Below are 15,020 nucleotides of genomic sequence, written 5' to 3' on the forward strand. Positions count from 1 at the left end.
TAACGGTGTGTTTTTTCTTCTTTTGTCTTCGGTAATCTCCATTTGTTAGCCTGACCTTGGGCAGAATATCTGCCCAAGGAACAAGCTAGAAATCTTCATTGTTACTTTTTAGTTGCTGAAAACTTCAATTTCTAGTTTATCTTGACGGAAGTTATACTTCACATCTAAAGCGTGTGAAACAATTAGTTCTTGCTCAGCTTTGTGAGCGAATGGATCGCCGCCAGATGGGCTAGAGCGATCTGGGCGTCCAATATAACCTGTTTTCACTTTATCTCCAGCTAGTTCGAACAGAATTGGAGCCATGTAATGCCATGCGCCCATATTACGAGGCTCTTCTTGAACCCAAATAATTTCTTCTAAGTTTTTAAAGCGTTTAATAATAGATTGAACTTTCTCAGCAGGGAATGGGTACAACTGTTCAATACGAACGATATGAATTTCATCTAAGTTGTACTCATGCTTACCAGACTCGATTTCTGCTGCTAAGTCAATCGCCATTTTACCTGTACTTAAAACAAGACGTTTTACTTTGTTTGGTTTCATGCCAAGGTTTTCTTGTTCTAAAGCAGGTTGGAAACGTCCTTCGCTTAACTGACTAGCAGTTGAAAGCGTAAGTGGGTGACGTAATAAACTTTTCGGCGTCATCAATACTAATGGTCGAACAGCTTCTGTTCCTAAGATAGATGCTTGACGACGCAGGATATGGAAATATTGTGCCGCGCTCGTTAAGTTTGCAACTGTCCAGTTGTTCTCAGCAGCTAACTGTAAGAAACGTTCAGGACGCGCACTAGAGTGCTCTGGCCCTTGACCTTCATAACCGTGTGGTAATAGAAGAACTAAACCAGATTTTTGACCCCATTTTGCTCTTCCAGCTGAAACATATTGATCAAATAATGCTTGCGCAGTATTTGAGAAGTCACCATATTGCGCTTCCCACATAACAAGCGTTTCTGGAGCGAATACGTTATAACCATACTCGTAACCAACAACAGCAGCTTCTGATAACGGACTGTTATGAACAGAGAATGAAGCGTTGATGTTTGGTAAGCGATGTAATGGTGAATATGTTTCATTTGTATCAGTATCGTGTAATACGATGTGACGATGCGCGAATGTACCACGCTGTGAATCTTGACCAGTTAAACGAATTGGTGTACCTTCTTGTAAAATAGAAGCGAATGCTAATGATTCAGCAAGTGCCCATTCAATTTTACCGTTCTCTTCAAGAGCGTCTTTACGGCGCTCAAGAATTTTCTTCACTTTCGGATATACGTTAAAGCCTTCTGGCCAAGATAGCAGACCTTCATTAATTGCACGAAGTGAATCAAGCTCAACACCAGTATCAATTGACTGAATGCCCTTTGCAACAACATCTGGCACTTTAACGTGAATTGTTGCATCGCTCGTATCAGCTGGCGGTACTTGTGCATAGTCAGATTTTAATTGCTCTTGCGTAAACTGTGTAATTGTTTCAATTTCATCTGCATTTAGAACACCAGCAGCTTGTAATTGATCTGCATAAATTGCTCTTACAGTTGGGTGATTTTTAATCTTTTTGTACACTTGTGGTTGTGTAACTGCTGGATCATCCATTTCGTTATGACCGTAGCGGCGGTAACCAATTAAATCGATTAAGAAATCTTTTTTGAACAACATGCGATATTGAATCGCAAGATTAGCAGCAGCAAGACAAGCTTCCGGATCATCAGCGTTCACGTGAACAATCGGAATATCGAAACCTTTTGCAAGGTCACTTGAATATTTCGTAGAACGAGAATCATAGCTATCAGTCGTAAAACCGACTGCATTGTTTGCGATAACATGAATTGTTCCGCCTGTTTGATATGCATTCAATCTGCTTAAGTTGAGTGTCTCAGATACAATACCTTGACCAGGGAATGCAGCATCACCGTGAACTAAAATTACGAATGATTTTGAAGTATCTTGTTCTGGAAGACCAGATTTTTTACGATTTTCTTGAGCCGCACGTGCGAAACCTTCTACAACAGGATTCACGAACTCAAGGTGACTTGGGTTATTTGCTAATGTAACGCGAGTACTAACTTCTTCGTTACTAACGACTTGTTCTCTACCTAAATGGTATTTTACGTCGCCAGTCCAACCAGAGTTTGCTACTGCGCCTTCTATTTTTGCATGTTTGAACTCAGCAAACATGTGACTATATGGTTTTTCTAATACGTGTGCAAGTACGCTTAGGCGACCGCGGTGAGCCATACCAATCATGACATCTTCTACGCCGTTTTTAGCACCTTCTAGCACAATTTCATCTAGAACGGGTACAAGCATATCAACGCCCTCGATAGAGAAACGCTTTTGCCCAACGAATGTTTTATGCAAGAATTGCTCGAAACCTTCAACAGCTGTTAAACGTTTTAAAAGAGCAGTTCGTTTTTGATTTGATAGTGGTTGACGCAATGAATTTGATTCCACCATTTGATGCAACCACGCGCGTTCTTCACTATCTTGTATATGAGAAAATTCATAAGCTAAAGTTTGTGTATACACTTCTTTTAATCTATGAATTACATCAAGTGCAGTGTGAATACCTTCTGGTGCATCTTGCCATACTGTTTTTGCTGGAATCGCTTTCAAATCAGCGTCGCTCAGTTCGTTCATTGCTTTCTCAAGAAGAGATTGTCCATTTGCAGCATCTTCCATCGGATTGATGTGAGCCAACGTATGCCCGAAAGAACGAATCTGTTCAACAAGCTGAACGACTTTAAGAATTTTTTCAATGTTCCCTGTGTTTTGAGGAGAAAAATGTGTTGCTGTGTTGTCCCCTGTTACGACATCACCTTGAAACGAAGGAGCTCCAAAAATTTCAAAAAGCTCTTGTAATTCCGGATCAACAGAACCTGCTCCAGTTACGTAAAGATCATACTGTTCAATAACATAACCAAGGTTCGGACCGTGGAACTTGGCCCAAGGGTTTGTCGTTGTATTCTTCCTCGTCATTTGTTTAAACCTCCCAATGCATATAATCCTTTTTCCATACAAAAAGGTGCATTTTGCTCTTTTCAATAATTGATGAACCAATAATCAATGTAAATGTTTTTCTTTACTCTTATGTTATTACAATAATTTACATAATACCAAACACTATTACTTATCTGTTTTGTAAAAAAACATTCACAATAACTTATCACCCAAGTTAATCTTTCATGTTATAAAGTAATTTTACAGAAAAATAGGGTGGATATATTTGGTATACCTATACGAATAACTAAAATTGTTGCATGTAAATATAAGTATAATAGTTAGAATGTTTTGATAAAAATGAGTTCGAATTATGTATATTGAAATAATAAGCGCTTTCATTGATATTATACAACAATATAACGGAATATAGTATAAAAAATAAAAAATTATGAATTTATCGTAAACTTTATTTAGATAGTGTTAAATATTGAAAGGAAAGTGAAGGATTTCTACAAAAAAAGTTGCTAAACATAAAAAATGCTTTATAAACAGTTAGTTTCTATAAATATGACGAAAAACACCGTAAAACCAATAACACATTTCGCCGAATAAAGGGATAAATGAAATATTTTAAAAGGATAAAACAAATATGGAGATATTAAATTTTAAAAAAAGAGAGGAGGAGATATAGTAACTGTTAGTTACAGTGTTCCGTATTTTGTTTCAAAATAGACGTGCTGAAATTAAAAAGTTTCTTCTATATAAATAGAACGAAAAATAAACAAAACGGATGTAAAGGAAACTTGACGTAAAGTTTCCTTTACGTATATACTCGTTATAAGGAAGGAGGGAGAAATTTCCTTGGAAAATAAAATGGTCGAATACCGAAAAAAATTTGGACTATCTCAAGAAAAATTGGCTGAGAAACTTGGCGTTTCCAGACAAACCATCATTTCAATTGAAAAGGGAAAATACGATCCGTCACTTCCGTTAGCATTTGAAATCGCGAAAACATTTCAGACAACGATAGAACATGTATTTATTTATGAAGGAAAAGAAGGGGAGGAATAAAGATGAACTATTCACAAAAGTACTTCGTTATCATGGGAATTATTTTTCTATTCATGAGTGGATTTATGATATTAACAGGTATAATGACGCATTCCGCACCGCCAGAAGCAACTTATCCATTACTTGGTATGATGATTATGTGTTTTTGCTTAAGTTATTTACACCCACAATTTAAAGAAAAAGATGAGCGAATGAAACTTATTCGTTATAAAGGAATGTTCTTCAGCTTTTTTGCGCTAACGGCATATTATCTTCTTTTCTCTTTCGGCTTAAACTTAAAAATACTTACACTATCTGCTACTGAACTATTGAATATACTTATGGCACTTACAATGAGTACCGTCTTTATCTCATTTGTTGTTTTGGCAAAAAGATATTAAGATGGAAGAGAGAAAGGAAGATTAATATATGCAAATGATGTATGCTTTTGGCATTGGGCTTGTATTATTTTTAGCCGTATTCTTATTTATTCGTAAAGACGTGCAAGGTGGGACGTTAACGAAAAGAGGCTTTTATAAAATGATCGGCTGTTTAGTTGTTATGTTTATAGCGATTATCGTCATGATCGTTTTAATAAATCGGTCACTATAGAATGTAAAAATGTAACCTTACTTGAGTAAGGTTTTTCTTTATAGTTTAAAATCCGAAAATTCCCATTAAATCCATTTACCACATATAATGGATATTATATAATTTAATAAAATGATGGATAGGGAGAATAGTATATGAATAAAAAAACTATCTTCTTTTTATTAACATGTCTACTACTTGTAGCTAGTACTACTTATATAATATGTAACAAACGAGAACAAGTGCCACCTATGTTAGTATGGGAGGGACAGGAATACTACGTAACGCATGAACCTGCCAAAGCAGAAGAAGTCGGGCAAAGGCTAGGAGAAGTAACAAAGAAAATTGAAACAAGTGAAAAACCTATTAAAAATAGTGAATCCAACATAGTACAGGAAAAAACAGAAGTATTTACAATGATAGAAGAAGAAAAACATTCTCACTCACCTTTAATCATAAAGGAGCCTTATAGTGACGAATATAGAGTAGTAAGACCGATGTTAAAGGTACTATAAAGTGAAAAGGAGATTCATATGCAGACAGTAACTTCATATCCATGGTCGTTAAGAAAAATGTTTGTTTTTTTCCTTTGCTTCATTCTTCCACCAATCGGCGCCATTTATATTTTGAGGAATAGAGAAGCACTACAAAAGAGAGACTTCATTTTATACGTATTATTTGCTGCTATTAATATATCGCTTTGGTTGTCACTTATGATTTTTGATTGGGGCGTGTGGCTGGTGTCGGGGCATTATGTGCTTGGGGCAATTGTGATTGTTTTTTCGAATATGAATAAGAGATAAGCCAGCAATTTTAAAGTTGCTGGTTTTTATTTTGCTATTTATAATGAAGAAACAAATTTTTAATAGAGAGTAGTGGGCGTTATGAGATGGAAAGCAGGAACGTTTGAAAAAATAGAAACGAATGACTCATCTGTTGAGCAACTCATACATACATTCAAGGAACAAAATGTAAATGGTGGAGCGGTTATAAGCTGTTTTAAAGTACATAACGAAAATTTTTTCAAAGAAATACCATATTGGAAAGATGGACACGAGCACTTCTTTAGAAGAATCTGTAACTCTTTAGACATAATCAATAGCTTAGAAGAGTTAAAAATACATACGTCAGAAAAATATAAGTTTCATTTTAAAGAGCAATGGGCAGTCATGCTTGATGGTAGCATTGCCGCTCAAATTTTGTCGGGCGGAGCATATGAAACATTTAAGGAACGACCAGCTATCGCAAAACAATTAGCAGTTAATCTATGTCAATATATGTTCCAAGATCGATACGAAGATATTAAAGTATTTGAAAGCTATCACCCTTGGACAGATTGGTTTTATGATGTTGCGTGGGATGTTACTTGGATGGTGTTAGATAGTAAGGAGCAGAAAATGTGGTTCATCTGTGCTACGGATACGGATTGATAGAAGAGGGGCCTTGTAGGAAAGCTGCAAGGCTCTTAATATTTTGGGAATGAATAGAAAATAAATCATATAAATGCTATACTAAAAAATGTTTGTAATGTCAGTTTCATACTATTATATAATGCTGACTTACTAGAAAAGATAAGAGGAGAATGAGCATGCAAAAGATAAAGAAACTATTACTGTTAATGATGGTAGTAGGATTAACAGTAGGTGTTTTAGCAGGGTGTGCAAATCCAAAAGATACTACAGAAGAATTTTTAACAGCGATACAAAAAGGTGATATAGAAAAGGCTCGTACATTTGTTGAGAGTGACAAGGAATTTAACAAACTAAATGAAAAAACAGATGATGCTGAGGCAAAAGCAATGCTAAGTGCAATTACAAAAAACTTTAAATTTGAAAAGCTAGAAGAAGTATCGAAAAAGGATGACAAAGCAGAAGTGCAAGTGGAAATTACATCTGCTGATCTATCCGTTGCTGTAACAAAAGCAGTGGGAGAAGTTATGCCAATGGCCTTTGCTAGCGCATTTAGCGAAGACAAAGAACAATCTGAAAAAGCAATCGAAAAAACAATGACATCAGCGATCATCAAACATTTATCAGATAAAGATGCAATCATGGCAACTCGCAAAGTTACATTGAACTTAAAGAAAAACAAAGATGGCGACTATAAAATCGTTGCAGATGATAACTTGAAAGAAGTATTGTTTGCTAATGCGAAGTCGTTGAAGAAGATGTTTGATGGGAAGTAATTGACTTAGATAAAAAAAGAGAAACCATATCACGTAGAAGGTTGATATGGTTTCTCTTTTTTTATGACCCTGGAGAGGCTCGAACTCAGGATCTCCATCAACAATCTTTCATGATTATAGTAGATGATAAGGGATGAAAGTTGTTGTAGCTCCGTTCCATAGAGATACTATACAGGAAACAGTTGGTAAGTACACCTCAGGGGGCAAAGTGCTAGATGTAACTATTAAGGAGGTTAGTGAGATGGAATATAAAAGAGAAGCTTTTAAGCCACACAACAAAATAAAAGAGATGGATAGAAAGAGAGGAAACTAATATGAACAAATATATTAAAATAGCTGTCGATTATAAGTTTAAACCTGAGGGGAAATACACAAACAAGCACACTATAGAGAGGTAACACATGAGAAAGATATCCAGCAAGTTAAAAATGATGTGTTACACATGTTTAGTAATCTGTTTGATAAGTTAGTCTACCTCGATGGGGTTAACGTTACTGAGGTATGTGAGATAGAATACCGAGCAGGTAGAGCTGAGGAGGATGCTGAATTGAGATTCCTCCAGCAGATTACACTGGACGGTTGTGTCTCGTGAGGTAGCAATCCAAAGCTACCTCTTTAGTTTTACCTAGAAAGATAAGGCTAGGGGTAAGGAGTTTTCAGATTTTTAAGAGTATAAAAAATTATTCTGTAAAATGAATTTCCTATGGTAAAATATCCTATATAAATATTTAAAAGGGGAATGGTTATGGGGGATATAAAAGTTACTCCTGAACAGTTGCGAAAAGTAGCATGGACTATTAGATCAACTATCACGAATGCAACTGCAACACAGGAGCGACTAAAACGAGATATTGATATGATTTCTAGTAATTGGTTGGGCTCAACCTATATGAAATTTAATACGGATTTCCGTGATTCATCATTTAAAATGGCACAATTTATAACCATATTAGAGCCACTTGAGAAGTTTCTTCTTGATTCTGCTAATAAATTTGAACAAGTAGATAACATGGATGTTGCTATTGCGATGGCATCTGCTTATTTGGGGAAGCCTGTTTTAGATGGTGAAACTAATTTTTTTAATGGGGAAGCTAAACTTCAAGAGGGTAAAAGGTTTGGTTTTGAAGTAAATGGTAGTTTAGTTGAAGGGCAATATAAATTTGCGAAAGGTAATGAACTTGCTTTTAAAGCAATAGGTGGATCTTCAGAGGTCAACCTTCCTTTTGCCCTTAATTCTATTAAGGATGATGTGATGGAAGGGAAGACTATTGGAATAAAAACTGAAGTAACTGGATTAGAAGCCTCTATTCAAACAGATTCTCCAATAGGAGTTGGGGAGAACTTGAAAACAACTCAAAAATTCGCAACAGGTTCTTATATAGTTGGGGTTGATGAATATTCTTGGAAGAATGAATATGCAGTAGCGCTTCATTCGTACGAATTGGAATTAAGTAAAATAGATATTCCTGACTTTATTCCAATTTTAGGTGCATATGACGTAACCTTAAAAGGAGAATACGCAGTCGGTTCATATGGTTATAAATTTAATATAGGGAAAGAAACAGGGGGGTATGTTACTACACCAAATGGTTACGGTGGTGGGTTTTCCTTCAAGTTTAGCAAAGAGAAAAAGGAGTAATTTAATGTTCAAACAAGGAAAGGTTATTATTATAATTGGTACAATAGTAACAATCATTGCAAGTTTTATGGTACCTGCAGACATTAATACAAAAATAATAAATGTACTTGTAATACTTTTATTTGGTGTAATAGCTATGGGGTCCTCAGTGCTTATTGAACGCGTTTATCAAAAAATATATAAAAAGGGGAATAAATAGATGAAACTTTTACCAATCGGAACAGTAGTTAAGCTAGAAGAGATAGAACAATTTGTTATGATCATTGGAAGAATGGTTGTATCAGCAGATAAACGTGATTTTGATTATGTGGGTGTTCCTTATCCAGTAGGCTATCTAGGTGATGAAAAAGTATTATGTTTTAATCATGATAAAATTGTAGAGGAAATGCATAGAGGGTATATGACTGAGAGTGAATTAGTTCTACGTGAGAAATTAGTAGAATTGTAAAAAGAAACGTAAATCTTAAAGATATGATAGGAGAAACAAAATGGGGAAGATAATGAGAATCATTGTAATCATTGGCATCCTTATTCCTCCAGCGTTGCTGTGGAGTGCACCTGACATTCCTCTAAATGTTAAACTTCTGTTTACAGGTTTACAACTAACTGTAGGATTCATCGCAGTAGTAGTGTTAGAGGTAATATTAAGAAATCGAAAAAAGAAGAGGGCAAAATAGATATAAATTGTATAGACTGGCAGATAAGAATATTGGTGGCTATTCTTTTCAATAAAAGAAGCTAACAGAAGCAGGGAGAAATCCTTGCTTTATTTTTGTATAGAATTATTAAGTAGAGTATCGTTAAATTAGGATATCTGAGGGGGAGAGGGATCTGAGTTAAAGAAACAGTAGTCTTAAGAGCTATCTTACTGATTTCAACAAGTGTAAAAACTATAATTTTAATTACTATACAAACTTAAGTAGCATTTTCTTTTCAGTCCTTTCTCAGCTTTATGGAAACAAACAGAGGACTACTTCTAGCCAGCTAGTTTGCTGACTAGAAGTAGTCCTCTGTTAACTTTTGGTGTCTGATGGAGGCCTCCACAGTTTTAGCTTTTGAGAATATCCTCTCAAGCCGTGATACTATTAGGTTTTATGACCCCGGAGAGGCTCGAACTCACGACCTCCACCCTGTCAAGATATAGTCAATGATTTTCTATTATAGCCTATAGTGTCCTAGAGAGGCTTATACTAAGGGAATTCTGTTAAGAAATACATTTTTAATTTCCTCTTATATTTGTAAGATTCCTATAGTTGGTGACCATAATTGTGACCAATACATTTTTTGTTAGTCAATATGTAGATATGGTTATGGTGTAGCAGTTAATTAAAAAGCAAAATGTATAAATAATAATTATATTACTTTTTTAAACAATAATTGGTAAAATTAAAGAATTGTTAGATTGTATAAAAAGAGGAACCTTAACTAAAAGTTTATTCAAGTTTAAATTAGCAGGTTTATTAGTACTATTTGTTGATTTTTGTTAAAACTTAATATTAATAAAGATTTGAGGGAATAAAGATGGAAGATGAAAAAAAAATTAAACTAGACGATATTAAGGGAATACCAGAAATCCAGAAATATCCCAATATAATAGAGGCTGCAAAATTGGGTAATTTAATTATTTTTGTTGGTGCTGGTGTCTCAAGGTTAGTGAAATTACCATCTTGGGACGAATTCGCTATAGGTAGACTTGAAACTATTCGTGAAAAAGGGTTAATAGATTTTCGGACATATGAAAGTCTAAAAAAACTAGATGCAAAGAAATTATTGACGATTTGCGATGTGTTAATGGGTGAACAGAAAATTAAATCAAGACCCGTAGAGGAAGTATTTCAAATAAATAAAGACAATCAACAAAAATATCATGAATTATATTCTGCTTTATATTCAATGAATGCCATTTACATAACTACTAATTATGATGAATGTTTAGATAAAATCGCTATACAAGTTAAAGAAAGTGAAAGGTTAGATGAAAAGTTAGATGAAAAGGTTAATACCAAACTAAAATATGAACCAAAGCAAAGTGAATTAGGGAGAGAGATTGTATTTGAACGCTCACATCTATTAGAATCTAAGCTTAAAAATGGGAATGTAATTCATATTCATGGTAGCATAAAGCAAGAAAAACAGATGGTAGTTAACTTGAATCACTATTTAGAATGTTATGGGACCAATTCCAAGAATATATATCCGGAGTTATCAGTTTTTCTTGATAAGGTATTTAATTCCAAGTATGTAGTGTTGTTTATGGGGTATGGATTAGAGGAATTTGAAATTTTAGAGTATATGCTATCTAAAAATAATAATCCTGAAAATGTAAAAAAACATTATATGCTGTACTCAACTTATAAAGAAGACTATAAAATGGTTGATCTTCTTAACAAATATTATAATGAATTGGGTGTTGAGCTAATCCCTTATGATATTGGTCAAACTGGTTATGAACAATTAATTCATATAATTAAAAAATGGTCAACTGAATTAAGTGAAGTGAGTGAAGAACAGGATTATATGCAAAATATCTCATTTATAAAGGACGTTATTAATCGAGAAGAGAAAAATGCATTTGAGGCTGGAATGAAATCCGTAGTAGAGTTAATTGATAAGGATGAATCTCTAGGAGCATATTTGTTTGAAAATATTGATGATGTTAAGTGGTTTGATTATTTGAAAGATAAAGGATTTTTTGATCCAACAAAAGTGCCTAATCCTAAGAAGATTGGAGAGGGGTATAAGATAACATACTGGCCACAAACAGATTACCTAAAGAAAGTCGTTCGAAATGAAAGTAAAATAAGTGAAATTTTAAATATAATTAATGATATATCTAATCATAAGAATGAAGAAGAGGTGCTCGATAACTACTTTGTTTGGCTTGAATTTATTAGGATTTTAGCAGAAATCCCGAATAAGTATATAGGTTTAGAAGTGGTTGATGTTATAGAAACATGGATGAATTCAAAATTTGATCAAGATCGTATCTCTTTTAAAATTGGAGAAAAACTCCTGCCTAAATTCTTAATGTCTGATGAAGAAAAAGACATAGAAATAGCTGAGAAAATTATACAGCTATTATTAAAATTAGATCATGAAAAGAATTCACTAAGGTTAAAAAGTTTCGATTTTTATCATATCTTCAATGAAAATATTGTTAATAGAATCTCAGAAAAATGCTCTGAAGATTTATTAATAAATATGAAAGAGGAGATAAATCAGTTTCTTGGTGATTCAGAAAGTAATACAGTTTTTAATTGTGATGGTCATCAATATGTAATTAAAGTATTTAATACTACTGATCAATATAGTATTGAGTTACTAGAAAAAAGTGAAGTTATTCATAAATTTGAATTAAAAAAAGCAGGGATAGAAGAATTTGTTGAGAATGTTACAACTTTCATCAGCAATAAATTTAAGGGGAAAAGAATAGAATCTGATTTAAAGAAAATAATTAAATTTGCATATTATAGCTTATATTGTAAGGAAATTTTCTATTCTCTCCATGCTAAAGATGAAATATATAATCAAGATGGTTTAGAACTGATTCTTAATATATTTAAAAGGGTACTAGTTTCCAAAAAAGATAGTTATTTAGAGGGTTTTTTAAATAAATTAATGAATGAAGAATATTTTCTATTTCAAAAAATATTATTGTATGTTATAGGTGAAAAGTTCTCAATGTATAACGATATTTTCTGGAACTTGTTATCTGGTAAAAAAGGGAGATTTATTTTTCAAGATGGTGCTTTCGAAGATGAATTGAGAGTGATTCTAGAACAAATAAAAAATTTAAAGCCTAATCATGAAAAGCAACTAATGAATTTAATTGAAAAAGGTCCAGAATTATATTGGGAAATTGAAAATAAGGATAAATATACAGAAATTTGGAAGATGAAAAGATTAAATACATTAAAAGAACTATCACCTTTTGATGCTGAATATAGAAATTTAAAAGAGAAGAACGAGAAATTAAAGGTTGAAATGAGACCAATAATAAGAGTAGAGGAAATAAACAGAGATTCTAACTCAGTATCTATAGATGAGAATCTGCTTATAAAAAAGACAAATCATGAGCTGGCGGTATATATAAGTGAATTTAAAATAAATGATTTTGGGGAAGGTTCTACAACTGCTGACTTAGGAAGAGCAATAAAAGAAGTTACTAAAAAACATCCAAATAAAATAGTAGAAGACTTACAACCGTTTACTGATACAGCATATGATTATATCTGCCAAATATTTTCAGGTTTAAATGAAGCTTGGAGAGAGAAAAATTCTTTTGATTGGGGAAAAGTTTTAAAGTTTATTTCAGACTATGTATGTAGAGAAGATTTTTGGAATGACAAATATAGATTAAATCATGAAGTCTGGCATGCTGATTATAAAGCTACTTTAAAGTGTATTTTCTCCCTTTTAAGAGCTGGTTCGGAAAATAAAGAATGGGAGTTTGAAAGTAAACATTATACGAAAGCTAAAGAAATTTTATTAGATATCTTAAGAAAAATAAAAAATTTAGAAGAAAAAGATTTAAATAATGATCCACTATCTTATATTCTAAATTCAGTTAAAGGACAAGCATTAAGGACAGTATTATTTATGTCGCTGTATAATAAAGATAAGAACGGGAGCTGGGATAGTGCTTTTCGAGAGATATATGATGAATACATAGAGCATAAGGTTGAAGATGCATATATCTTATTAGGTTGGAAACTATCACTTTTTTATTTTTTAGACAAAGATTGGACTATTAATAAAATAGAAAAAATGAATTTTGGAGATAAAATTTGGATATCCTTTATGACAGGTTATACTCATCATGGAGGTATTTCTAGTGATATTTATACTTTAATGAAAGATCATTATAAATACGCAATTGACCATAATTTAAAGCTAAAACAAATAGCAAAGGATATTGCTACAGGTTATTTAGATAGCCGCTATGAGGATAACGAGTTATATGAAATGGTTTTGGCCACATGGAATCATGAAGCAATTGGTGAGTTTATAAGAATGTTTTGCTATCACGATGGGCATACTCCAGAAAGTGATAAGGAAAGAATAATTGAATTTTGGAAGACATTCTATAAATATTACAAGAATCGTAAATCAGGAGAATTAAGTAAAGAAGATAGAGTGCTGCTATCAGACTCATTAGATCTAATATCTATATTAGATGAGATTGAAAGAGATGATTATTATAGATTGAAAATCGCCATACCTTATGCTGAAGATAATTTTAACTCTTATGGAATAATACAAAGTTTACATGAGAGAATAGCTCCTAGTGATTCTGCAGACAAAAAATTAATTATTGGTGAGTTAATGAATGATTTGGTCAAGAGTTGTATGCCAAAATATCCTCAAGACTCAATTGAAATTCTAGTCGAATATCTTTATGAAGCTAAGGATAAGTGCATAAATAAATTAACAAATGAAATTTGTAATATTTATGCGCAAAATGGATTATATTTTTTAAATGATATACATTCAAGGTATAATGAAATAAAGTAAGTAACAAAGAGCTCAGATATTATAAAATGAAAAACGGTATTCTTTCTATTTAAGATGTAGAAGGAATACCGTTTTTTGTTTTTAAAAGTATTAGAAATTCTTTTTTGAGTATAAAAAATTTTTAACATAAAGAAGGGACTCGTTCAAGTATTCCAAAAAGAAAAAGTACTTACTTAAAACGTAAGTACTTTTATTGTAATGATAATTAATCAATAAATTTAGTTATAGATGTTATTCTACCTAAAAATTGTGAATTTATATCGCCAATTATTATAGGTTTTATTTCTTTTTTTAAAGCCACCAGTACAATTTTATCTTCAACTAAAACTACTTTTCTTATCAAGTAACTCTCATCAGACGTTGTGACTATAACATCACCATTTTCAACTTTATCAACCTCTTCAAAATGCAACATTGCTCCTTTAGGTATTAAAGGTTCCATTGAATCATCTGTCATTGTTATTGATTTAGAGGGTTGTATATTAACTTTATTGATTGTTCCTGCATTATTTAGAGTTTGTCGTACAACGTCATATCTAGTCATTTGATTGAATTGTGCTTTAATCAATGGAAGAAGATGAGGGGGTGTTTGTGTTTCAAGAATTGTTTGAGCTGTATTACTAAATAAATCAGTAATTTCAAGCAATAATTTTTTTATATATTCAGGTGATTTCTCTAAATAAGCTTCAAAAAGAAAGTCCTCTATTTGTTTTTCGAATCCACAAGCTTTTGCTATTGCGATATTAACATCATCAGATGCTGGAGGTTGCTTCCCTGTTCTAAGCTTGCTTATGTATGAGGGATTAATACTTACTCCATAAAGCATACACTTTTCTGCAATTTCTTTTAAAGTTAGGTTACTTTTTTCTATCATTTGATTTAATTTGTCATAGTAATTCAAGAGTTTCCCTCCTTATCTTAATAGTAGTTTTACATCATAAATTAGTCAAATATATCTTTAGTGACTTTTTAGTCATTTTATATTGACAATAAAATCATTTAAGGTTAATATTCAGTTAATGATTAAAAAGTCATATGTAAATTACTTTTTAGTCATTGAAAGAAAGTTTGATAAAACTTAAGATTATTTCGTGTTAAATA

General features: G+C 32.6%; 15 protein-coding genes. 13 read left to right on the top strand and 2 right to left on the bottom strand.

The window, feature by feature from the left end; genetic code table 11:
- Positions 1–108: 108 nt before the first annotated feature.
- The gene (odhA, locus tag BGI23_RS06370; RefSeq protein ID WP_070805526.1) at positions 109–2,976 is read right to left on the bottom strand and encodes a 2-oxoglutarate dehydrogenase E1 component; all 2,868 of its coding nucleotides are present in this window, start codon (positions 2,974–2,976) and stop codon (positions 109–111) included.
- Between the two features lie 825 nt (positions 2,977–3,801).
- Here odhA and BGI23_RS06375 point away from each other — a divergent pair.
- From BGI23_RS06375 to BGI23_RS06435, 13 genes are all read left to right on the top strand, one after another.
- Positions 3,802–4,011, top strand: a complete 210-nt coding sequence (locus BGI23_RS06375; protein ID WP_000428510.1) for a helix-turn-helix transcriptional regulator — start codon at positions 3,802–3,804, stop codon at positions 4,009–4,011.
- Between the two features lie 2 nt (positions 4,012–4,013).
- Positions 4,014–4,391 (top strand): hypothetical protein, encoded by a 378-nt coding sequence (locus BGI23_RS06380; RefSeq protein WP_048553869.1) that lies wholly within the window; start codon positions 4,014–4,016, stop codon positions 4,389–4,391.
- 28 nt (positions 4,392–4,419) lie between these two features.
- Positions 4,420–4,602: a DUF3976 domain-containing protein gene (locus BGI23_RS06385; RefSeq protein WP_001178301.1), complete on the top strand. Its 183-nt coding sequence runs from the start codon at positions 4,420–4,422 to the stop codon at positions 4,600–4,602.
- 134 nt (positions 4,603–4,736) lie between these two features.
- The gene (locus BGI23_RS06390) at positions 4,737–5,096 is read left to right on the top strand and encodes a hypothetical protein (RefSeq protein WP_070805527.1); all 360 of its coding nucleotides are present in this window, start codon (positions 4,737–4,739) and stop codon (positions 5,094–5,096) included.
- An 18-nt stretch (positions 5,097–5,114) separates the two neighbouring features.
- Entirely contained in the window at positions 5,115–5,384 is a 270-nt protein-coding gene (locus BGI23_RS06395; RefSeq protein ID WP_070805528.1) for a hypothetical protein, read from the top strand.
- Positions 5,385–5,465: 81 nt separating this feature from the next.
- Positions 5,466–6,011 (top strand): hypothetical protein, encoded by a 546-nt coding sequence (locus tag BGI23_RS06400; protein WP_070805529.1) that lies wholly within the window; start codon positions 5,466–5,468, stop codon positions 6,009–6,011.
- A 158-nt stretch (positions 6,012–6,169) separates the two neighbouring features.
- Positions 6,170–6,766, top strand: coding sequence for a hypothetical protein (locus tag BGI23_RS06405; protein WP_001169483.1), 597 nt, complete (start codon positions 6,170–6,172; stop codon positions 6,764–6,766).
- Between the two features lie 133 nt (positions 6,767–6,899).
- Positions 6,900–7,079 carry a hypothetical protein gene (locus BGI23_RS06410; RefSeq protein WP_000869915.1) on the top strand — a complete coding sequence of 60 codons (180 nt, stop codon included), beginning with the start codon at positions 6,900–6,902 and terminating at the stop codon, positions 7,077–7,079.
- Positions 7,080–7,505: 426 nt separating this feature from the next.
- The gene (locus BGI23_RS06415; protein ID WP_003266526.1) at positions 7,506–8,405 is read left to right on the top strand and encodes a WXG100 family type VII secretion target; all 900 of its coding nucleotides are present in this window, start codon (positions 7,506–7,508) and stop codon (positions 8,403–8,405) included.
- A gap of 4 nt (positions 8,406–8,409) precedes the next feature.
- Positions 8,410–8,604 (top strand): hypothetical protein, encoded by a 195-nt coding sequence (locus tag BGI23_RS06420; RefSeq protein WP_000476178.1) that lies wholly within the window; start codon positions 8,410–8,412, stop codon positions 8,602–8,604.
- The gene (locus tag BGI23_RS06425; protein ID WP_000771624.1) at positions 8,605–8,853 is read left to right on the top strand and encodes a DUF4176 domain-containing protein; all 249 of its coding nucleotides are present in this window, start codon (positions 8,605–8,607) and stop codon (positions 8,851–8,853) included.
- Between the two features lie 40 nt (positions 8,854–8,893).
- On the top strand, positions 8,894–9,082 hold the full coding sequence (locus BGI23_RS06430) for a hypothetical protein (RefSeq protein ID WP_070805530.1): 189 nt from the start codon (positions 8,894–8,896) through the stop codon (positions 9,080–9,082).
- A gap of 844 nt (positions 9,083–9,926) precedes the next feature.
- Positions 9,927–13,919: an SIR2 family protein gene (locus BGI23_RS06435; RefSeq protein ID WP_070805531.1), complete on the top strand. Its 3,993-nt coding sequence runs from the start codon at positions 9,927–9,929 to the stop codon at positions 13,917–13,919.
- Between the two features lie 205 nt (positions 13,920–14,124).
- On the opposite strand, the gene BGI23_RS06440 is transcribed toward BGI23_RS06435, so the two are convergent.
- A complete protein-coding gene (locus BGI23_RS06440; RefSeq protein ID WP_070805532.1) occupies positions 14,125–14,820 on the bottom strand; it encodes an XRE family transcriptional regulator in 696 nt (231 codons plus the stop codon).
- Between the last annotated feature and the right edge of the window lie 200 nt (positions 14,821–15,020).

The sequence above is a fragment of the Bacillus sp. ABP14 genome (genome assembly GCF_001831375.1).
Classification (GTDB): domain Bacteria; phylum Bacillota; class Bacilli; order Bacillales; family Bacillaceae_G; genus Bacillus_A; species Bacillus_A paranthracis.